Raw genomic sequence first — 20628 nt, forward strand, 5'->3', positions numbered from 1 at the left:
TTTTATAAATCGTTATCTGACGACAGCACGCACAAGCAGAACCCAGGCTAAAAACCAGCCGCAACTCCTGTCTCATGGCATACCGAGAATTTCGGCCGTCCTGAGAGAATCTTTAGCAAACAGAATGCCATCATTTTCATGAGGGTTTTGTGTCACTTTGTATGGCCGAGCTCGCGGCTGAGGGTGGCGCTGCACTCAAGTAACAAGGCCTGAAAACGCTCTTTGGCACCTTCCGGGTCCATGACCGCATCCGGGCCGGACAGGTTGATGGCCGCAATGACCTGACCCGTGTGATCCTTGATCGAAGTGGCAATTGCTGTCGAATAATCGGAGCGATGCAACACCCAGCCACGCTCCCGATCGCTCTGGATCAGGGCCTGCAGCTCGGGCAATGTGCGCGGGGCAGGTGACGGGTAATCGTCCAGCCGAATGTGCTGATAGAGGGCACCCAGTTCTGCTTCCTTCAAGGCCGTGAGCAACATGCGCCCCATAGCGGTGCAGTGACAGGCAATGCGAGTGCCCACCGGGATATTCACCGACAGGCGTTGCGCCGCGAATGCGCGATACAGGTACAGGCTGTCGGTCTGTTCGCGAATGCTCAGGTGGCACGACAGCGAAGTACGGTCGCGCAACTCGTTCAGATGCGGCATGGCAACTTCGACGATATCGCGGCTGGCCAGGTAGCTGAAACCATCGCTGATGACCCTGGCGCCCAGCTCGTACTGGCTGTTGACCTTGTTCAGGTACCCCATGTCGGTCAGGGTAAACAGAATCCTGTAGACCGCCGATGTGCTCACTTCCAGGCGTTCGGCGATCTCATTGATGCCGAGCGAGCGCGTCCTTGCGTTGAACATGCCCAGCACACTCAGGCCCCTGGCGAGAGCCGGCACGCTGTAGTCGATGTCCTTGTTATGGGGGGCAAGGTTTTTCATGAAATGTTAACCATTGAACTCGTTCATGGCATCCAGCACCGCGCCCTTGAAATATTCCAGTGAAGCGCGGTCGCAGAGGATCTGGAAGCAGGGCGTTGTCTCCAGGCCTGCATTGATCACTATCACATTGATACGCGCCGCTGAAGTCTGGGCCACTGCGCCAGGGCCGAATGCCTGAGTGCGCAGGTCCACGCCGCAGAGTTTGGCCATTACTTCGGCAATACAAGCACCGCTCAACTGCAGCCAGGCATGGCTGTCCTGGCGCGGCAGCAGGTAATTGGCGCTATGGTCCAGTTCCCAGCGTGCCTCTTCGTCGGCGATGCGTTCGCCATGGTCGTTGAGGCTGCCCAGAATGAAATACTCAGTCTGCGACAGGCGGGCGACATGGCTGCCGTCAGCCTGGGTCACGGCCCGGTTCGGCGCATCCGGCAGCGTGAAGCCACGGGCCCGCAAATAATCGGCGCTTTGCGTGCCGCGAAAGCCCACACGCGGGGTATCGGTGAGGTCCAGCAGCGTGCACAACTGAACAGGGCTTAGCCCGATAGGGTTTTCGGCATTGAGGCTGGACATGATCAAAGCTCCTGGCGCTGGTTTTCAGGATCGAAGAAGGGCAGTTTCACCACGGTGGCCTGGACCACGACACCGTCCTCGACCCGGATCGGAATCTGCTGGCCGGGCGTGCTCTGATCAAAGGCGGCGTAGGCCAGGCCAATAATCTTGCCCAGGGTCTGTGAATATTCGCAGGAGGTCACGTTGCCGCTGATGTCCGGCCCCTTGAGCACCAGATGGCCCTCCAGTGGTTGCGGGCTGGCCTTGGGCAGGGTGAAGCCCACCAGCTTGCGGGTCTGCGGCTGGGCTTCAAGGATGTCCACCGAGCGGCGGCCGACAAAGAACGGTTTTGTACGGCTCACCGCCCAGCCCATGTCGATTTCGCCTGGATGGGTCATGCCGTCGGTGTCCTGGCTGATGATCACGTGGCCTTTTTCAAGGCGCAGCAGGCGCTGGGTTTCTACCCCGAATGGACGTATGTCGTACGCCTTTCCGGCCTCGACCAGTGCATCCCACAGTTGCAGGGCATGGCGCGCCGGAACGTGGATTTCATAACCCAGTTCACCGACGAAACCCACTCGCAGCAGACGTGCCTTGATCCCGGCCACAGTGCCTTGGCGCACTGCCAGATACGGGAAGCCTTCAGCCGAAAGATCCAGGTCCGAGCAGACTTTTTCCAGCACCTTGCGCGAGTCCGGGCCAGCCACGTTGACCGCCGAAATCGCCGCCGTGACGTTGGCGATGTCCACGTTCAGACGCCATTGGGCATTCCACTTGAGCATCTGTTGATAGATACGATCCACGCCGCTGGTGGTGGCGGTGACGTAGAAATGGTTATCGGCGAAGCGGGCGCAGACGCCATCGTCGATCACCACGCCATGTTCGTTGGTCATCAACGCATAGCGCGAACGGCCCACCGGCTGCTTGAGGAAGGCAAAGGTGTACATGCGATTGAGCAGTTCGGCGGCATCCGGGCCACGCACATCCAGGCCGCCCAGTGTCGAGACGTCGATGATGCCGACCTTGGTGCGCACGTGATGCGCCTCTGCCTGCATGCAGGCGTCACGCTGCGAAGGCTTGCCGTAAAACGCAGGGCGCTGCCAGATACCGGCAGGCATCATCTTCGCCCCGGCTTCCACATGACGGCGGTGCATGGGCGTCTGGCGATAAGGGTCGAAGGCGCGACCGGCTACATGGGCCAGCTTCTCGGCCTCGAACGGCGGGCGAGCGGTGGTAACGCCGGTTTCGCTGATACTGCGCTGGGTTGAAGACGCCACCAGACGAGCCGTTGGCAGCGCGGAATGCCGACCTTGTGACGGCCCCATGCCGACCGTGGAGTAGCGTTTGACCAGTTGCACGTCGCGGTAGCCGATGCGCGTGGCGTTGACGATGTCGCGCACTTGCAGGTCCTCGTCGAAATCGACGAAGTCCTTGCCCTTGGGGTGAGGAAAGATCGGCCAGGCAAAGTTGACGCGAGCCTCGCTGCGCAGCGGCAGCGGGCTGGTGTTGAGTGCCAGGCCCAGCGCGGCAACAACCTCGGCGCTGGCATGAATGGCATCGGCCAGTACGTTGTCCAGTGCATGGTAGCCATGGGCCGAACCGGCCACGCTGAGGTTTTTCGGCAAGCCGCTCAGGGTGAATTCCGAGAGCTGATCGTCATAGCTCAACTTGCCGCCCGCCTGGCACAGCAACTGGTAGACCGGCATATACCCGCCGGACATGCACAGCAGATCACAGTCGATTGTCAGGCCGCTATTGGCGACCTGACCTTGCCCTGTGATTTTGCGCAAGTCCACGCCGCTGACATGGCGCATGCATTTTTCATGCAGCGCTTCATAAACAGTCGTGCTTGGGTGACAACGGATGCCGCGTTTTTCCAGTGCGTTCAGCAGGTCGCTGTCGACAGGGTTGGCGCGCATGTCGGCCACGGCGACCACTTCTACACCCTGATCGTGCAAGTCCAGAGCGGCCAGATAGCCGTCATCGTTACCGGTCAGGATCACGGCGCGTTTGCCGGGCTTGACGGCATACAGCTTCATCAGACGCTGGGCGGCGCTGGTCAGCATCACGCCGGGCAGGTCGTTGTTGCGGAAAATCACCGGCTGGTCGAACGAGCCGCTGCACACCAGGCAATGGGTCGCTCGCACCTTGTACATGCGCTTGCCCTGAATCACCGGCAGGTAGTTATCGGTGAACCAGGCGTTGCAGGTAGCCTGCTTGAGCACACGAATATTGGCATGACCTTCCACGGCATCGATCAGGTTGCGGCGCAGTTTTTCGGCCCGTTGGCCTTCGATATCGAAACGGGCATAGGTCAGCGAACCGCCGAGAATCGGCTGCTGTTCGATCAGCAACACCTTGGCTCCGGCATTGGCGGCAGTCAGTGCCGCCTGCAGGCCAGCCGGGCCGGCACCAATAATGGCCAGATCGGTAAACAGATAAGCCTTGTCGTAATACTCGGGCTGGAATTCAAGGTCCAGCACACCCAGCCCGGCTTTCTTGCGGATGATCGGCTCCCAGACTTTCCACATGCCCCTGGGCTTGTAGAACGAGCGGTAATAGAAGCCCACCGGCATGAATTTCGAGAACTTGCCCAGGTAGGCGTCCTTGTCGTTATCCAGTGAGCCGTTGAAGTTTTGCCCGGTCACTTGCAGGCCGGCTTCAAGTGCATGGGCATCGGCCAGCACGTTGGGTTCGCTGGGCAACTGGATCAGCGTATTGGCATCTTGCCCGGCCATGGTCAGCGGGCCACGCGGGCGGTGGTACTTGAACGAGCGCGACAGCAGGAAGCGTCCGTTGGCGAGCAGGGCGCTGGCGATGCTGTCGCCTTGCAGGCCCTGATAGGATTTACCGTCAAAACTGAAGGTCAGCGGCTGATTGCGATCGATCAACAGGCCCATGGGGGCTGGCAGGCGGGTCAGGGTGCTCATCCTGCGATCTCCTTGGACGGGGCCGGTGTGAAATCGACGCGGGCGGTAAAGATTTCCCGTGGGTCGAAGGTGCGGATGATTTCGTCGCTGGCGGTATGGCGCTCGGCCAGGAACCAGTAGCTGGACGGGTTATGCATCCACCATTCGCGTACCACGCCCAGGGTGTCCTCGCTGTTGAAGACGTAATCGGCCCATTCGGCATCGGTGCAGGTCTGGGGATCGGGCATGAGCTTGAACTCGCCGCCGTAAGTGAATTCGCTGATATTGCGTGGCCCGTTGAGCGGGCATGTCATGACTTTCATGTGTCGCTCTCCGTCAGTGGCTGGCCGCTGTCGCGCCCATTTCGTTGACTTGCCGGAAGGTCGAGAAACGTTCCAGGCCAAAGGGCTTGATCAGGTCCGGCACCTTGCCGCCGCTGGCCACGAGTTCCGCCATGGTCTTGCCGCAGATGGGCGTGGCTTTGAAGCCCCAGGTGCCCCAGCCTGCATCCAGGTAATAATTTTTTACCGGCGAAAGGCCCATGATCGGGCTGTAATCCGGGGTCATGTCGGTGATCCCGGCCCACTGGCGCATCAGCTTGGCGTTGGCCAGGAACGGGAACATCTCGATGGCGTGTGCCAGCAGGCTTTCCTTCAGGTCCAGGGTGGAACGGGTGTTGAACAGCGGGTAAGGATCGGAGCCGCCGCCAAACACCACTTCGCCGCGACTGGTCTGCTGCACGTAGCAATGCAGGGCCGATGAACTCACCAACGGGTCGAGAAACGGCTTGAACGGCTGGGTCACCATGGCTTGCAGCGGGAAGGTCTGGATCGGCGAGCGAATCCCGGCTTTCTTCATCAATTGCGAACTCATGCCCGCCACCGCCTGCACTGCGCAGCCGCATTTAATGGTGCCGCGATTGGTCTTAACGGCGGTGATGGTGCCGTTTTCGATGACCAGTTCCTGAACCTCGGTGAGCTGATGGATCTCTACGCCACGCTTGGCCGCCTGCTTGGCATAACCCCAGGCCACGGCGTCATGCCGGGCGGTAGCACCGTCGATGTGCCACAGACCGGCGATCACCGGCAGATGGCCCGGATCGAGGTTCAGGGAAGGCACCAGTTCACGGATCTGCTGGCGGTCGATCATTTCGGTACGGCCACCGAAATGCTTGTTGACCTCGGCGCGCTGGCGGAACGAACGCACCGTCGCGTCGGTATGCGCCAGGGTGAGTTGCCCGCGATGGGAGTACATGATGTTAAAGTCGAACTCGTTGGACAGGCCTTCAAACATCCGCACCGATTCGGCGTAGAAACGCACGCCTTCGCTGGTGAGGTAATTGGAGCGGATGACGGCTGTGTTGCGTGCTGTGTTGCCACCGCCTAGGTAGCCTTTTTCCAGCACGGCGATATTGGTGATGCCGTGGTACTTCGACAGGTAGTACGCAGTGGCCAGGCCGTGACCGCCACCGCCGATGATCACCACGTCATAAGAGGTTTTGAGTTCCTTGGGCGCAGGCAGATCCACCTCGACCGGATACTCCGAGCTGAGCCCGTACTTCAATAGATTGAAAGGCATACGGCCTCCGATTGGCTGCGTTGTGCTTGGGCCTGCTGACGGGCAGCGGTCACGGTGTTTTTCATGAGAAAGGCAATGGTCATGGGGCCGACGCCGCCGGGCACCGGAGTGATGGCCGAAACGCGGGACAGCGCGCTGTCGAAATCCACATCGCCGACCAGACGGCTGCGGTCGTTGTCCTGAATACGGTTGATGCCGACGTCGATCACCACTGCGCCTGGCTTGAGCCAACTGGCATCGATCATGCGCGGACGACCGACTGCTGCGACCACGATGTCGGCCAACTGGCACAAGGCCTTGGCGTCGGTGCTGCGCGAATGTACGACAGTCACCGAGCAATGCGCCTTGAGCAGCAGGGCGGCCATGGGTTTGCCGACGATATTGGAGCGGCCGATTACCACGGCATGCTTGCCGGTGAGATCACCGCAGGCCTCTTCCAGCAATTGCATGCAGCCACTGGGCGTGCAGGGGGTCAGCACATCGCGGCCCTGACTCAGGCCGCCGACGTTTTCACTGTGAAAACCGTCCACGTCCTTGCACGGATCGATGGCCTCCAGGGCCAGGGTTTCTTCTATATGGGAGGGCAGAGGCAATTGCAGCAGAATGCCGTTGACCTTCGGGTCTGCATTCAACTCGGCGATCAGCGTCAGCAAGCGTGCCTGCGAGCTCTCTGCAGGCAACCGGTACTCCAGCGAATGAATGCCGGCTTCCTCGGCGCGCAGGATCTTGTTGCGCACATAGACCTGACTGGCCGGATCTTCACCCACCAGAATCACCGCCAGCGCAGGTTCGATGCCCTCGGTCTTGAGTCGCTGGACATCGGTTTTGACCTGTTGCAGCACTCGACCTGCGGCCGCCTTGCCATCAATCAGTTTTGAAGTGTTCACCGGAAGATCACCGTTCTGTCCGTGTTGAGGAACACACGATGCTCCAGGTGGTATTTCACCGCCCTGGACAGCGCAATGGTCTCGTTGTTACGGCCAGCGGCCACCAGATCGTCGGGCAGGTAGACATGATCTACGCGCTGCACTTCCTGCTCGATGATCGGCCCTTCGTCCAGATCGCTGGTGACGTAATGCGCGGTTGCGCCGATCAGCTTCACGCCACGTTCGTAAGCCTGGTGATAAGGCTTGGCGCCCTTGAAGCCGGGCAGAAAGGAGTGATGAATATTGATCGCCCGGCCCGAAAGTTGCTGGCACAGGTCATCGGAAAGAATCTGCATGTAGCGGGCGAGCACCACCAGTTCAGTGCCGGTTTCATCGACCACCTTCATCAGCGCCGCTTCCTGCTGAGCCTTGGTTTCCTTGGTGACCGGCAGATAGATGAAACGAATGCCTTCGCGCTCGGCCATCGGGCGCAGGTCCAGGTGGTTGGAAACGATGGCGGTGATGGTCATGTCCATCTCGCCCTTGTGATGGCGGTACAGAAGGTCGGTCAGGCAATGGTCAAACTTGCTGACCATCAGCAGTACGCGCATGGGTTGGCGCGTGTCGTGCAGTTCCCACTGCATGGAAAAGTCGCTGGCGACGGCGTCGAAACCGTCCTTGAGCTGCTGGATATCGCCTTGATGGCCATCGTTGAACCGGAACACCGCACGCATGAAGAATTTGCCGCTGAACTCATCATCGAACTGGGCCATTTCACCGATGTAGCACTGGTTGTCTGCCAGATAGGAAGTCACCGCCGCGACAATGCCGGAAGTCGCCGGGCAACTGATCTTGAGGATGAAATGGTTCTTTTCGTGTTGCATGGCTTGTCCTCTGGAAAGTGGCGGCAGCTCAGCGCAGGGCGAAAGATTTGGGGGTGAACATTATTTTTGCGGATGAATAAAAATTCCTGATAGGAATTAAATATTCACGATTGGCGTTTTATAGGCGAAAGGATTTGCAGCGTCCAGAGATTTTTGGAAACTTTTTTTACTGAGGGGAATTTTTTAGTGCGGGCGGTTCGCGAATAAATTCGCTCCTACCGAGGTCGGTGTGGGAGCGAATTCATTCGCGAAAAGGCATCAGGGGCTAGATCACTCGCCCTGCGCCCCATAATTCATGATCGACAGCAGGCGAATCGGCACTTGCACCAGTCGCTCCGGCCCGTGAGGAATTTCGCCGTCGAAGGTCAGGCTGTCCCCGGCCTCCATTCGATACACCTGATTGCCATGGCGGTAGATCAGTTCACCTTCCAGCAAGTGCAGAAACTCGGTGCCGGGGTGGGAGAAGGTCGGGAACTCTTCGCTGGCGTCGTCCATGGTCACCATGTAGGCCTCGAAACTCTTCTTCGGCCCGCGGGTGTGGTTGAGCAGGTGATAGGTGTGGCCTTTCTCGGTGCCGCGTCTCACCACTTCCAGCCCTTCGTCGGCCTTGACCAATAACGCGCTGCTGCCTTGCTGATCGTACTGGCTGAACAGCTTGGACATGGGCATGCCCAGCACGTCGCAAAGACGGCTGAGGTTATCCAGGCTGGTGGAAACCTGAGCATTCTCGATTTTGCTCAGCATGCCCTGGCTGATACCGGCGATACGTGCCACATCGGCCAGTTTCAATTCCTGGGCCTGACGCTGGCGCTTGATCTGGATACCCAGGTATTGCTCAAGCTTCAGCTTGGGTTGGGGTTCGTTCGGCATATTCATCGGCTTTGCACGGTTTCCGCTCAATAATTTTTATTTCGCACCATGAATGTGCGAGATCCCTGTCCGCGCAGTGGTGTGCGTCGGTTTATTCCCTCAAGGAAAACGAGTTTCCCATATATACAGCGGAAATTCCGCCTTTGGCTGAATTCGACTTTTGGTATACCAAGCTGGCAAGGGCTTTGCATTCCTGTTGGGAAAGTAAATTTCCTGCTTGGAATAACCATTCCGGCAGGAAGTGAAACAACGTCCCCACCTCAACGTTTTGCTTTCGCCAGGAGACAAGTCTCATGTTGCCAACAGAAACACAGCGTCTGATCGAGGAGCACGGCATCAAGTACGTGCTGGCTCAGTTCGTGGATATCCATGGCTCCTCCAAGACCAAATCGGTTCCTGTCTCGGGCCTGGAGATGGTGATCGAAGATGGCGCCGGTTTTGCCGGTTTCGCCATCTGTGGCATGGGCATGGAGCCTCATGGCCCGGATTTCATGGCCAAGGGCGATCTCTCTTCGCTGACGCCGGTGCCGTGGCAGCCGGGTTATGGCCGGGTGGTGTGCATCGGTCACGTCGAAGGCAAGCCCTGGCCTTATGACAGTCGTTACGTGTTGCAACAGCAGGTCGAGCGTCTCAGCCTGCGGGGCTGGACCCTCAATACCGGTCTGGAACCTGAGTTCAGTCTGTTCAAGCGCGATGCGGCGGGCAGTCTGCAACTGGTGGATAACAGCGACAGCCTCGACAAGCCCTGTTACGACTACAAAGGCCTGTCACGTTCCCGGGAATTCCTTGAGCGCTTGACCGAAGCCTTGCAGCCAGTGGGTTTCGACATCTATCAGATCGACCATGAAGACGCCAACGGCCAGTTCGAGATCAATTACACCTACAGCGATGCGATGGAGTCGGCGGACCGTTTCACCTTCTTCCGCATGGCAGCCGGCGAGATCGCCAATGACATGGGCATGATCTGCTCGTTCATGCCAAAGCCTGATCCCAAGCGCGCCGGTAACGGCATGCACTTTCATCTGTCGATCAGCAGCGCCACCAACAAGAACATGTTCCATGACGCCAGCGACCCGAGCGGCATGGGCCTGTCGAAAATGGCTTACCACTTCGCCGCCGGGCTGCTGGCCCACGGCCCGGCCCTTTGTGCCTTCGCGGCACCGACGGTCAACTCCTACAAGCGCCTGGTGGTGGGTAATTCGCTGTCCGGTGCGACCTGGGCACCAGCCTTTATCGCCTTCGGTGCCAACAACCGCTCGGCCATGGTGCGGGTGCCTTACGGCCGCCTCGAATTCCGCCTGCCGGACGCCGGTTGCAACCCGTATCTGGTCAGCGCCGCAATCATCGCAGCAGGCCTGGACGGCATTGACCGCAAGCTGGAAGTCGACCAGGTCTGCAATGAAAACCTCTACAAACTGAGCCTGGAAGAAATCGCCGCACGGGGCATCAAGACCCTGCCGCAATCCCTCAAGGAAGCCTGCGACGCACTGGAAGCCGACCCGCTGTTCGCCGAAGTGCTGGGCAACGAAATCGTCGGCGAATTCATCAAGCTCAAACGCATGGAATGGGTGGAATACAGCCGCCACGTCAGCGATTGGGAAGTGAAGCGGTATACGGAATTCTTTTGAATTCAGCTGCAAGTTTTCAGCTGCAAGCTGCAAGTAAAAGCAGTTTGGAGTGAATGCAGAATTTGTCATCAACGCAGTCAGCTTGCCGCTTATAGCTTGCCGCTTGCTACTGCCGAACAAAGTGAGACTGCCCCTATGTGCGGAATTGTTGGTTTATACCTGAAAAACCCGGCGCTGGAATCCCAGCTCGGAAAGCTGTTCGAGCCGATGCTTGAGGCGATGACCGATCGTGGTCCTGACAGTGCCGGTTTTGCGATTTATGGTGATGAAGTGACCGATGGCTGGGTCAAGCTGACCTTGCAGGCCACCACCGAAGGATACGATTTCAAGGCGCTGATCGCGGCGCTGGAAGGCAAGCTCGGTGCGTCGCTGGACTGGTTCCAGAATGCGAGCGCCGTGGTGCTGAAGATCCAGGCTGAAGAAGCCGTTGTGCGTGCTGCATTGGGCGAACTGGCACCGACCGTGCGCATCATGAGTGCGGGCAAGAGCATCGAGATCCTCAAGGGCATGGGCTTGCCGAAAGAAATTTCCGAGCGTTTTGGCCTGGGCAGCATGAAAGGCAGCCACATCATCGGCCATACGCGCATGGCCACTGAAAGCGCCGTGACCATGGAAGGCAGCCACCCGTTTTCCACCGGTGCGGATCTGTGCCTGGTACACAACGGCTCGCTCTCCAATCACTTTCGCCTGCGTCAGGAACTGCGCCGCGAAGGCATTCACTTCGACACCGAGAACGACACCGAAGTCGCTGCCGGTTACCTGGCCTGGCGCCTGCAACAGGGCGACTCGCTGAAGACCGCGCTGGACAGTTCGCTCGAAGCACTGGACGGCTTCTTCACCTTCGCCATCGGCACCCGCAACGGCTTTGCGGTGATTCGCGATCCGATTGCCTGCAAGCCCGCCATCCTCGCCGAGACCGATGACTATGTGGCCATGGCTTCGGAATATCAGGCGCTGTCCAGCCTGCCGGGGATCGAGAAGGCCAAAGTCTGGGAACCTGTTCCCGCCACCATGTACATCTGGGAACGCGAGTCGGCTTAAGGAGCACGCACATGAAAACCATCGATCTGTCCAACGCTACTGTGCGTGACCTCAATCAGGCGCTGCACGATCAAGTCAGGCAACTCGAGGAACGCGAGTGGGTTGTGACCCATCCCAACGGCGCTCACAACCTGGCGGTCGGCGTCAACGAAGCGGTGTCCGTGGATATTCAGGGGCACGCCGGTTATTACTGCGCGGGCATGAACCAGAAGGCCTCGATCACCGTGCATGGCAACGTCGGCGTCGGGTGCGCCGAAAACATGATGTCCGGTTATGTACGGGTCAAAGGCAGCGCCTCACAAGCTGCGGGCGCGACTGCTCATGGCGGTTTGCTGGTCATCGAAGGCGATGCCGGTGCCCGTTGCGGCATTTCCATGAAAGGCATCGACATTGTGGTCGGTGGCAGCATTGGCCACATGAGCTGCTTCATGGGCCAGGCCGGTCGGCTGGTGGTCTGTGGCGATGCAGGCGATGCACTGGGTGACTCGCTGTACGAAACGAAGATTTTCGTCAAAGGCAGCGTGGAGTCACTGGGTTCCGACTGCATCGAGAAAGAGATGCGCCCGGAGCATCTCGAAGAGCTGCAAGAGCTGCTCAATCGCGCTGGCTTCAATGAAAAGGCCGCCGATTTCAAGCGCTACGGCTCGGCCCGTCAGCTCTACAACTTCAAAGTCGATAACGCCTCCGCGTACTGATCCAGGAGCATCATCATGAGTGACAAACCAACTCCAGTCCTGCGCGAGTCCGCGACCTTCGACCGCCTGACCATTCAGGAAATCCAGCGTGCCGCGGAAACCGGCATCTACGACATTCGCGGCGGCGGCACCAAGCGCAAGCTCCCGCATTTCGATGATCTGCTGCTGCTCGGCGCCAGTGTTTCCCGCTACCCGCTGGAAGGCTATCGCGAGAAGTGCGGCACCGATGTCATCCTTGGCAATCGCTTTGCCAAGAAGCCGATTCACCTGAAGATTCCGGTGACCATCGCGGGCATGAGCTTTGGTGCCTTGTCGGCCAATGCCAAGGAAGCACTGGGGCGCGGCGCGACCATCGCTGGCACCAGCACCACCACCGGTGACGGCGGCATGACCCCGGAAGAGCGCGGTCAGTCCCAACATCTGGTCTATCAATACCTGCCGTCGCGCTATGGCATGAACCCCGATGATCTGCGCAAGGCCGATGCCATTGAAATCGTGTTGGGGCAGGGCGCCAAACCGGGTGGCGGCGGCATGTTGCTGGGCATGAAAGTCACCGAACGTGTGGCGGGCATGCGCACCTTGCCGGTGGGTGTCGATCAGCGTTCGGCCTGCCGTCATCCCGATTGGACCGGGCCTGACGACTTGGCGATCAAGATTGCCGAGATCCGCGAGATCACCGACTGGGAAAAACCGATCTACGTGAAGATCGGCGCGAGCCGCCCGTATTACGACGTCAAGCTGGCGGTCAAGGCCGGTGCCGATGTGATTGTGCTCGACGGCATGCAAGGCGGTACGGCGGCGACTCAGGAAGTCTTCATCGAACACGTGGGCATTCCGATTCTGCCGGCCATTCCCCAGGCCGTTCAGGCTTTGCAGGAAATGGGCATGCATCGCAAGGTGCAACTGATCGTGTCCGGTGGCATTCGTAACGGTGCCGACGTGGCCAAGGCCATGGCCCTCGGTGCCGATGCGGTGGCCATCGGCACTGCGGCACTAATTGCGCTGGGCGACAACCATCCGCGTCTGGACGAGGAATTGAAGAAAATCGGCTCGGCTGCCGGTTTCTACGATGACTGGCAAAACGGCCGCGACCCGGCAGGCATTACCACCCAGGACCCGGAACTGTCCAAACGTCTGGACCCGGTCGAAGGTGGGCGTCGCCTGGCAAACTACTTGCGTGTCCTGGTGCTGGAAGCCCAGACCATGGCCCGCGCCTGCGGCAAGTCGCACCTGCACAACCTCGATCCCGAGGATCTGGTGGCGCTGACGGTGGAATCTGCAGCCATGGCGCGCGTGCCATTGGCCGGAACCAGCTGGATTCCGGGTCAGCAGTACTGACTACAAGGAGCGAATTCATTCGCGAAAAGGTTCGCGAATGAATTCGCTCCTACGGAGTTTTATCTATAAAGAGGCCGCAAAGGCCCGCAGTTTCAAACCTCTCTGCTTTCTGCCAGACACTTTCCATTCCCATGCAGGAGCTTTGATAATGGTTAATCGTCCTATCGGCAAATCCCTTCTGGCGTTACTGGCCGTCGGCGCTTTCTCTCCTTTGGCCATGGCGGCCGAAACCCCTGTTCTCAATACCGGCAGCACCGCCTGGATGATCACCGCCGCGGTGCTGGTGTTGTTCATGTGTCTGCCCGGTCTTGCGCTGTTTTATGGCGGGTTGGTGCGGGCCAAGAACATGCTTTCGCTGTTTACCCAGTGTTTCGGTATCGCTGGCGTGGTTGGTGTGTTGTGGATCATCTACGGCTACAGCATGGTGGTCGATACCAGCAACATGGTTGAAGGTGAAGTGACCTTCAACAGCTTTGTCGGCGGCCTGAGTCGTGTCTTTCTGGCGGGCATGACGCCGGACAGTCTGGTGGGCGAGATTCCGGAAGGGGTGTTTGTGACCTTTCAGATGACTTTCGCCATTATTACTCCGGCACTCATAGCAGGCGCTTTTGCCGAGCGCATGAAGTTCTCGGCAGCGCTGCTGTTCATGGCGATCTGGTTCACTCTGGTCTACGCGCCGGTGGCTCACATGGTCTGGGGCGGAGCGGGGGCCTTGATGCATAACTGGGGCGTGCTGGACTTTGCGGGCGGCACCGCCGTGCATATCAATGCCGGGGTTGCGGCACTGGCGGCCTGTCTGGTGCTGGGCAAGCGCAAGGGCTATCAGAACACGCCAATGCCCGCGCATAACCTGAGCCTGACCATGGCCGGTGCAGCGATGCTCTGGGTCGGCTGGTTCGGCTTCAACATCGGTTCGGGCGGCGGCTTGAGCGGTACGTCGGGCATTGTCATGCTCAACACTCAGGTGGGTGCCTGCGCCGGTATTCTGGGCTGGATGTTTACCGAATGGTTCAAGGTCGGCAAGCCCAGCGCACTGGGTCTGGCCAGCGGCGCATTGGCCGGTCTGGTGGGGATTACCCCGGCTTGCGCCTATGTCGGCGTCGGCGGTGCCCTGGCAATCGGTTTGCTGTGCGGTGTGTTCTGCTACCTGAGCGTGACGGTCCTGAAGAAGCGTCTTGGCTATGACGACAGCCTGGACGTTTTCGGCCTGCACGGTGTAGGCGGCATGATCGGTGCGGTGCTGACCGGTGTGTTCTGTGTACCGTCGATGGGCGGTCTGGTGCCGGATGTGAGCATGGGCGCTCAGGTCATCGCGCAGATCAAGGGTGTGCTGTTCACCACGGTTTATTGCTTCGTGGTCAGTTGGGGGATTCTCAAGCTCGTCAACGCCCTGATCGGCTTGCGTGCTCATGAGTCGGTGGAAGAGATGGGGCTGGATCTGGCCGAGCACAATGAGCGTGCCTATAACCATTAACACTGGGGTGGGAGCGAATTCATTCGCGATTTTCGCGGATGAATCCGCTCCCACAAACGCCTCAACGAAACGCTGGCACTACATGCTTGATAAACAGTTCCAGCGATTTCTTCTTCTCGGCGTGTGACAGGCTGTTGTCGCACCAGAAGCTGAATTCATCGACACCCAGTTCCTGGTAGTAACGGATACGCGGGATGATTTCTTCCGGGGTGCCGATCATGGTGTTCTTGCGGATGCTTTCCAGCTCGAACTCCGGACGCTCCTTGAACTTTTCTTCCGGGCTGGGTGCCAGGAAGCCATTGACCGGTGTCTGCTTGTTGCCGAACCAGGCATCGAAGGTGCGGTAGAACTTCGAGATCGCGGTCGCGCCGACTTTCCAGCCCTCAGGCTCGTCTGCGGTGTGAACGTGGGTGTGGCGCAGCACCATCAGTTGCGGGCGAGGGACGCTTGGGTTGTTGTCCAGCGCGGCCTGGAACTTGTTCTTCAGGTCCAGGACTTCTTCGTCGCCTTTCATCAACGGCGTGACCATGACGTTGCAGCCATTCTGCACCGCGAAGTTATGGGAGTCCGGGTCGCGGGCGGCGATCCACATCGGTGGCGTCTTGATCGGTTTCGGCACGCTGGTGGAGGTGGGGAATTTCCAGATATCGCCGTCGTGGGCGTAGTCGCCTTGCCACAGGGCCTTGACCACCGGAACCATCTCGCGCAGGGCCTTGCCGCCTTCCGATGCAGGCATGCCGCCGGCCATGCGGTCGAACTCGACCTGATAGGCACCACGGGCCAGACCTACTTCCATACGGCCATTGCTGATGACATCCAGCAGTGCGCATTCGCCCGCCACCCGCAGCGGGTGCCAGAACGGAGCAATGATGGTGCCTGCGCCCAGGTGGATGGTGCTGGTTCTGGCAGCAAGATAGGCCAGCAGCGGCATCGGACTTGGAGAAATGGTGTATTCCATCGCATGGTGTTCGCCGATCCAGACGGTGCTGAATCCGCCTTGTTCGGCCAACAGCGTCAGTTCGGTCAGGTCCTCGAACAGCTGACGATGACTGACTTGCTCATCCCAGCGTTCCATGTGCACGAACAACGAAAATTTCATGACACTCACCTCGGTTCAATCGTGGCACTCCGCAAGGGCGGAGCCGATATTTTTTTTGGTATACCGCAATGCTGTGTGGTGATGCAGCTCAGACGTGTGGGTTAGCCTGTTTTGTCTGATGGTATACCGTAATACTTTCTGTGCAAGTATTTTTTGGTGAGGGTCGGCTTCTGCGCAAGGAAACTCACTTCATGTGCAGCGCATAGCCTGGCGTCCAGCTTTCCAGCCGGTATTGCTCGGCAACCATGGCGCAGTAGCTCAGGCGGGTCAGGTACGCACCGCGGGCGTCGAGGTAGGAATGGATCTGCGCGGCTTCACTGCATATCGCCAGTTTGCGCCCGCGCAGCAGACCGAATGACTGGGCCGAACGCATGGCGCCCATGGGTTCTGGGTCGGCAATCAGCAATGCGCCTTCGGGCACTGAGGCTTCATAGACCCTTACGAAGCGCTCGGCAGATCGATCCGGCAGGTAAGGCGCCATGAAGTAATGAATGTCATCGCGAAACGGCAGCGCCTCGATATGCGTCGGCAAGCGGATCAGGCCACTGCTGTAGAGAAAGTAGACGAACAGGATCACGATGGGCGAAGTCAGTGCAGACAGATTCAGCAGGGCAGTTCTCATGCGACAGCGGGCCAGTAACGCCTGAAGCTGAATCACGCCCAGGATGCTGAACAGCACCACGCCCGGCAGAAAGAAAACAAAGCGATCGGTCACGTTGTACGAGGCCGCGAACACCAGATTCAGCAACGCCGCGCCCCACAGCAGGCGCAGCCTTTTGCCACGGGGAAAGACCAGCAGCCCCAACAGTTGCGGCCCCAGCAATGAAAGCAGCAGCAAGCCTACGGATTTTTTCTCGTACCACATGATATCGAAGCGCAGCAGACTGCCTTCCCGGTTGACGTCACCGACAATGGCGGACGAACCGGTGAAGTAGCGGCGGCCTGTTTCCAGCATGCTCATCGGGGCCTGCAGGTCATGGATGATGGCTGGCAAGGCGACAGCGATACCCGCAATGAAGCCTGGCAGGGTCATCAGAGTGCGCAGCTTGTGCCGGTACAGCAACTGAATGTAGAGCGGCAGCAGCACCACAAAGGTCAGTTGGTGAGTCGCAGCGCCAAGCCCGGTCAGCAGGCCGATGACAAGCAGCTTCCTGGAATCACCCAGGCGCGGTCCTGCACTGAACTGCACCCAATAGGCCAGCAGCACCGGCAAGGTATGCAGTACATACACATCTGCCTTGGTCGATACCCAGAACACGGCATGGGACAGCACGCTGACTGCGGCGGCGAGCATGGCCTGGCGTGAGGTGGCGCCTGCGCTCGCGGCTAACTGATAGATGATCCAGGCCAGCGGCAGCAGAAGCATCGAGTTGAGCAGGCTCAAGGTCTGAGGGCCGAATAACTGGAAGAACAGAGTCGTGACGAACCGATAGAGGGGATGTTCTACCGGGCCAAGTGACTGGCTGAAGTACTGACCCTGACTGGCATCGACCAGCAACAGGCCGTTGTCTCGCCACTGGATAGGGCCGCTGGAGGCGATAAAGCTTGCGGCAATCGCGGCACACACCAGCAGCAGGGGAATGAGAGGGAGCAATGACGAGGCGCGCTTGTTTTTGTCCGGGCTCATGGAGGGTTCTCGCGGGCAAGTGGGGGATGGCGCTTGAGTTACAGATCGAGCCGTTTGAACAGTGGCTGGGGAATCGAACGGATCACCCACATGAGCAAGACCCAGAAGCCCGGTGCATAGAGGATCGTCGTCTTGCGCTCGATACCGCTGACGATGCGTTCAGCGACCTGTCCGGGTTGCGCGACCAGTGCCGCCGGCATCGACATGCCCCGAGTCATGGGCGTATCGACAAAGCCTGGTTTGATGATCATTACATGTACGCCCACCTTGAACAGGCGGGCCTGCAGACCTTCGCTGAATGTCGAGACGGCCGCCTTGGCTGAGCCGTACAGATAATTGGAAGGCCGACCCCGGTCACCCGCCACGGACGAAATCACCGCCAGACTGCCGCTGCGCTGCAATTCGAATTGCCTGGCCAGCAAGGTCAGCAGGGCAATCACCGTAGCGGCATTGGTGATGAACTCCTGGAGCATCAGCCCCACATTCTGCTCGCAGGCTTGCTGATCGGGCAGGGTGCCATGGGCAATCAGGGCGACATCGATCTGGCCTATTGCCGAGAGGCAGTCGACGAGCATTTTCGGGTGTTCGGCAAAATGCGTGGCGTCCATTTCATGCAGCGTGATGTTCTTCGCGCCCCTGGTCTTGAGGTCGGCTGCGGTGGCGTGCAGCTTGCTGGCATTGCGTCCTACCAGAAAGAAATCACAGCCCTGTACGGCCCATAGCCGGGCGCAGGCAATGGCGATGGCGGATGTAGCGCCGATAATAAGGATTCGTTTCATAGAGCCACTCGTTTTCGAGGCGGGAGATCAGCGGACATGGCAAAGCAACGCCTGATTTAATAAAGCGCTCTTCAAGATCCATAACTAAAGGATTAACGAGCAAGGGTTCGCCCTTGAATGAGGGACATGGAGAGCTCTTTGTTAATCTTTGTGAACACTATGGAACGAAAGTGAACGAATGCCACTTCAATAAAGTTAAAGGGGGTATAGCCATTTCGTCATCGGGCTGGCGTCAGAAAATCCGGGAGCGAAAGGGCTTGGTATAACGGCTGAACTGTTTCAGCTATTGAACATTTGTTCCCATCACCAAGGGTTAGTTGTAAAGAAAAAGAGATGTTCTGTCAGGGAATATAAATGTCGCATTAACATTGTGTGGAGTCATAATGACCCGTTTCCGGCCATGATTCAGGAGTCGTAATGCCCAATTTCTTGCTATCGGCGCTGGTTCCTCTGGTGGCCGACCTCACCCGCGAGCTGCCGCAAGAGGAGCGCTATCGACGCCTGTTGCATGCCTTGCGCCAATGGCTGCCTTGCGATGCCGTGGCCCTGCTCAGGCTTGAGGACGATGTACTGATCCCGCTGGCTGTCGATGGTTTGAGCCCTGATACCCTGGGGCGCCGGTTCCGGGTGCAGGAGCATCCCCGGCTCAGGGTCCTGCTGGAAAGCCAGGGACCGGTGCGTTTCTCCATGGATTGCGACCTGCCTGACCCTTACGACGGTCTGGTGGAAGGGCATGGCCAACTGGAGGTGCATGACTGTCTGGGATGTGCGCTGTATTTTCAGGAAAAGCCCTGGGGGCTTATCACTCTGGACTCTCTGGACCCTTCCAGTTTCGGCAGTGTGGACCTTGAGAATCTGCAGGCATTTGCCAGCCTGGCTGCTGCAACCGTCATGGCCAGTGACCGGATCAGCCAGTTGGGTCGCAACTATGAAGAGCAGCGGCAACTGGCCGAAGTCTACAAGCGGGCAGCAGGCGGTCGGGCACCGCGTGAACTGATCGGCCAGAGTGCTGCGCACAAACGCATGCAGCAGGAAATACAGCTGGTCGGCAACAGCCCGCTGACCGTGCTGGTCACCGGCGAAACCGGGGTCGGCAAGGAGCTGGTCGCCGAGTCGATCCACATGAATTCCTCAAGGGCGCACAAGCCCTTGATCAGTCTCAACTGCGCGGCCCTGCCTGAAACCTTGGTAGAAAGCGAACTGTTCGGACACGTCAAGGGCGCGTTCTCTGGTGCGGTCAATGGTCGTAGCGGCAAGTTCGAGCTGGCTGACGGCGGCACGCTGTTTCTGGATGAAGTGGGCGAGTTGCCGCTGACGGTACAGTCAAAGTTGCTGCGTGTGCTGCAAAGCGGCCAGTTGCAGCGGGTCGGCTCTGATCAGGAGCATCGTGTGGATGTGCGCATCATCGCCGCTACCAACCGCGATCTGGCCGAGGAAGTCCGGTCAGGGCGTTTCCGCGCTGATCTCTACCATCGGCTGAGCGTCTATCCTCTGCACGTGCCGCCTCTGCGCGAGCGGGGGCGTGATGTGTTGCTGCTGGCCGGCTATTTCCTGGAAGAGAACCGCATGCGCATGGGGCTGCGCAGCCTGCGACTCAATGCCGAGGCCCAGAAGCTGCTGCTTGCCCATGCATGGCCCGGCAATGTGCGTGAACTGGAGCACTTGATCAGCCGTGCGGTTCTCAAGGCCTTGTCCGGCCATGGGGACAGGCCGCGAATCCTGACCATAGAAGCCCATGCCCTTGGGCTCGACGATCAACTGCCAGCGACACTAGTGGCCAGTGTGTCGGACGCGGGCCTTGCGATCGCCGCAGGGCAGGGGCTCAAGGAGGCTGTGGACGCTTATCAGCGAGCATTGATTGTCGATGCGCTTGAGCGGCATCAAGGCAAATGGGTCGAGGTGGCGCGGGAATTATCGGTGGATCGGGCAAACTTGAGTCGTCTTGCCAGACGTTTGGGAGTTCGCTGAATATTGTCCTGGTGTCAGACAATAGGGGTTCACTGGTCGCCTGTTATTAAAAAAGAATGAATTTTCTGGCTCGGTGTTGTGTCATCTCTAGTCCATAGTCACAACACAAGAGGTATAGCCTAATAATGGCACTGCCCAAGCACTACCGGATTGATTACTTATTAAACGGAACGTTCAAAAGTTTTTATATTCGTGCCGATAATATGGACAACGCCGAGGCATGGCACCACGCAAGTGTAGACGCCGGTCTGGCTCGTATTCCCAAATACCGACTGGAGAAAGTACCCCGTGTAACGAAGCCACATGCTGAACATTTTGGCATCACCAATGTTGAGTGGGTAAAAACCTGATAGCCCGCTTAGTTGTCGTTATTGCTGCATCGGGCGGGTTT

At 58.8% G+C, this 20628-nt stretch carries 18 protein-coding genes; 7 read left to right on the forward strand and 11 right to left on the reverse strand.

Annotation, left to right across the window (positions count from 1 at the left end):
* Positions 1 to 152 precede the first annotated feature (152 nt).
* The 8 genes from K5D32_RS22850 to K5D32_RS22885 all read right to left on the reverse strand — a co-directional run bounded on the left by K5D32_RS22850 (position 153) and on the right by K5D32_RS22885 (position 8594).
* Positions 153 to 932: an IclR family transcriptional regulator gene (locus K5D32_RS22850; protein ID WP_221601902.1), complete on the reverse strand. Its 780-nt coding sequence runs from the start codon at positions 930 to 932 to the stop codon at positions 153 to 155.
* 6 nt (positions 933 to 938) lie between these two features.
* A complete protein-coding gene (locus tag K5D32_RS22855; protein WP_221601903.1) occupies positions 939 to 1502 on the reverse strand; it encodes a sarcosine oxidase subunit gamma in 564 nt (187 codons plus the stop codon).
* Positions 1503 to 1504: 2 nt separating this feature from the next.
* Complete coding sequence (locus K5D32_RS22860; protein ID WP_221601904.1) at positions 1505 to 4411, reverse strand: 2Fe-2S iron-sulfur cluster-binding protein; 2907 nt, start codon at positions 4409 to 4411, stop codon at positions 1505 to 1507.
* Positions 4408 to 4713, reverse strand: coding sequence for a sarcosine oxidase subunit delta (locus K5D32_RS22865; protein ID WP_025259939.1), 306 nt, complete (start codon positions 4711 to 4713; stop codon positions 4408 to 4410). Before K5D32_RS22865 ends, K5D32_RS22860 begins: the two co-directional genes overlap by 4 nt.
* A 13-nt stretch (positions 4714 to 4726) precedes the next feature.
* A complete protein-coding gene (locus tag K5D32_RS22870) occupies positions 4727 to 5968 on the reverse strand; it encodes an FAD-dependent oxidoreductase (RefSeq protein WP_025259940.1) in 1242 nt (413 codons plus the stop codon).
* Positions 5950 to 6855, reverse strand: a complete 906-nt coding sequence (gene folD, locus K5D32_RS22875; protein ID WP_221601906.1) for a bifunctional methylenetetrahydrofolate dehydrogenase/methenyltetrahydrofolate cyclohydrolase FolD — start codon at positions 6853 to 6855, stop codon at positions 5950 to 5952. Before folD ends, K5D32_RS22870 begins: the two co-directional genes overlap by 19 nt.
* On the reverse strand, positions 6852 to 7718 hold the full coding sequence (gene purU / locus K5D32_RS22880; protein WP_221577396.1) for a formyltetrahydrofolate deformylase: 867 nt from the start codon (positions 7716 to 7718) through the stop codon (positions 6852 to 6854). Before purU ends, folD begins: the two co-directional genes overlap by 4 nt.
* A gap of 270 nt (positions 7719 to 7988) precedes the next feature.
* Positions 7989 to 8594, reverse strand: a complete 606-nt coding sequence (locus K5D32_RS22885) for a cupin domain-containing protein (protein ID WP_221577397.1) — start codon at positions 8592 to 8594, stop codon at positions 7989 to 7991.
* A 287-nt stretch (positions 8595 to 8881) separates the two neighbouring features.
* Between K5D32_RS22885 and glnT the strand changes: the two genes are divergently transcribed.
* The 5 genes from glnT to K5D32_RS22910 all read left to right on the forward strand — a co-directional run bounded on the left by glnT (position 8882) and on the right by K5D32_RS22910 (position 14764).
* A complete protein-coding gene (gene glnT / locus K5D32_RS22890; protein WP_221593731.1) occupies positions 8882 to 10216 on the forward strand; it encodes a type III glutamate--ammonia ligase in 1335 nt (444 codons plus the stop codon).
* Positions 10217 to 10351: 135 nt separating this feature from the next.
* Positions 10352 to 11257 carry a glutamine amidotransferase family protein gene (locus K5D32_RS22895; RefSeq protein ID WP_221601908.1) on the forward strand — a complete coding sequence of 302 codons (906 nt, stop codon included), beginning with the start codon at positions 10352 to 10354 and terminating at the stop codon, positions 11255 to 11257.
* Between the two features lie 11 nt (positions 11258 to 11268).
* A complete protein-coding gene (locus K5D32_RS22900; RefSeq protein ID WP_221577399.1) occupies positions 11269 to 11952 on the forward strand; it encodes a protein glxC in 684 nt (227 codons plus the stop codon).
* A 15-nt stretch (positions 11953 to 11967) separates the two neighbouring features.
* On the forward strand, positions 11968 to 13290 hold the full coding sequence (locus tag K5D32_RS22905) for an FMN-binding glutamate synthase family protein (protein ID WP_201005251.1): 1323 nt from the start codon (positions 11968 to 11970) through the stop codon (positions 13288 to 13290).
* Between the two features lie 148 nt (positions 13291 to 13438).
* Positions 13439 to 14764 (forward strand): ammonium transporter, encoded by a 1326-nt coding sequence (locus K5D32_RS22910; protein WP_221601910.1) that lies wholly within the window; start codon positions 13439 to 13441, stop codon positions 14762 to 14764.
* A gap of 61 nt (positions 14765 to 14825) precedes the next feature.
* Here K5D32_RS22910 and K5D32_RS22915 read toward each other — a convergent pair whose 3' ends face one another.
* The 3 genes from K5D32_RS22915 to K5D32_RS22925 all read right to left on the reverse strand — a co-directional run bounded on the left by K5D32_RS22915 (position 14826) and on the right by K5D32_RS22925 (position 18269).
* Positions 14826 to 15863 (reverse strand): LLM class flavin-dependent oxidoreductase, encoded by a 1038-nt coding sequence (locus K5D32_RS22915; RefSeq protein WP_221601912.1) that lies wholly within the window; start codon positions 15861 to 15863, stop codon positions 14826 to 14828.
* A 184-nt stretch (positions 15864 to 16047) separates the two neighbouring features.
* Positions 16048 to 17490: a glycosyltransferase family 39 protein gene (locus tag K5D32_RS22920; RefSeq protein ID WP_221601913.1), complete on the reverse strand. Its 1443-nt coding sequence runs from the start codon at positions 17488 to 17490 to the stop codon at positions 16048 to 16050.
* Between the two features lie 38 nt (positions 17491 to 17528).
* Positions 17529 to 18269, reverse strand: coding sequence for an SDR family oxidoreductase (locus K5D32_RS22925; protein ID WP_221601914.1), 741 nt, complete (start codon positions 18267 to 18269; stop codon positions 17529 to 17531).
* 417 nt (positions 18270 to 18686) lie between these two features.
* Here K5D32_RS22925 and norR point away from each other — a divergent pair, with 417 nt between their 5' ends.
* Both norR and K5D32_RS22935 read left to right on the forward strand, forming a co-directional pair.
* On the forward strand, positions 18687 to 20237 hold the full coding sequence (gene norR, locus K5D32_RS22930; RefSeq protein WP_221601915.1) for a nitric oxide reductase transcriptional regulator NorR: 1551 nt from the start codon (positions 18687 to 18689) through the stop codon (positions 20235 to 20237).
* Positions 20238 to 20362: 125 nt separating this feature from the next.
* Positions 20363 to 20587, forward strand: a complete 225-nt coding sequence (locus tag K5D32_RS22935) for a DUF6555 family protein (protein WP_038399834.1) — start codon at positions 20363 to 20365, stop codon at positions 20585 to 20587.
* Positions 20588 to 20628: the final 41 nt, after the last annotated feature.

This window comes from Pseudomonas cichorii, assembly GCF_019719005.1.
Classification (GTDB): domain Bacteria; phylum Pseudomonadota; class Gammaproteobacteria; order Pseudomonadales; family Pseudomonadaceae; genus Aquipseudomonas; species Aquipseudomonas cichorii_E.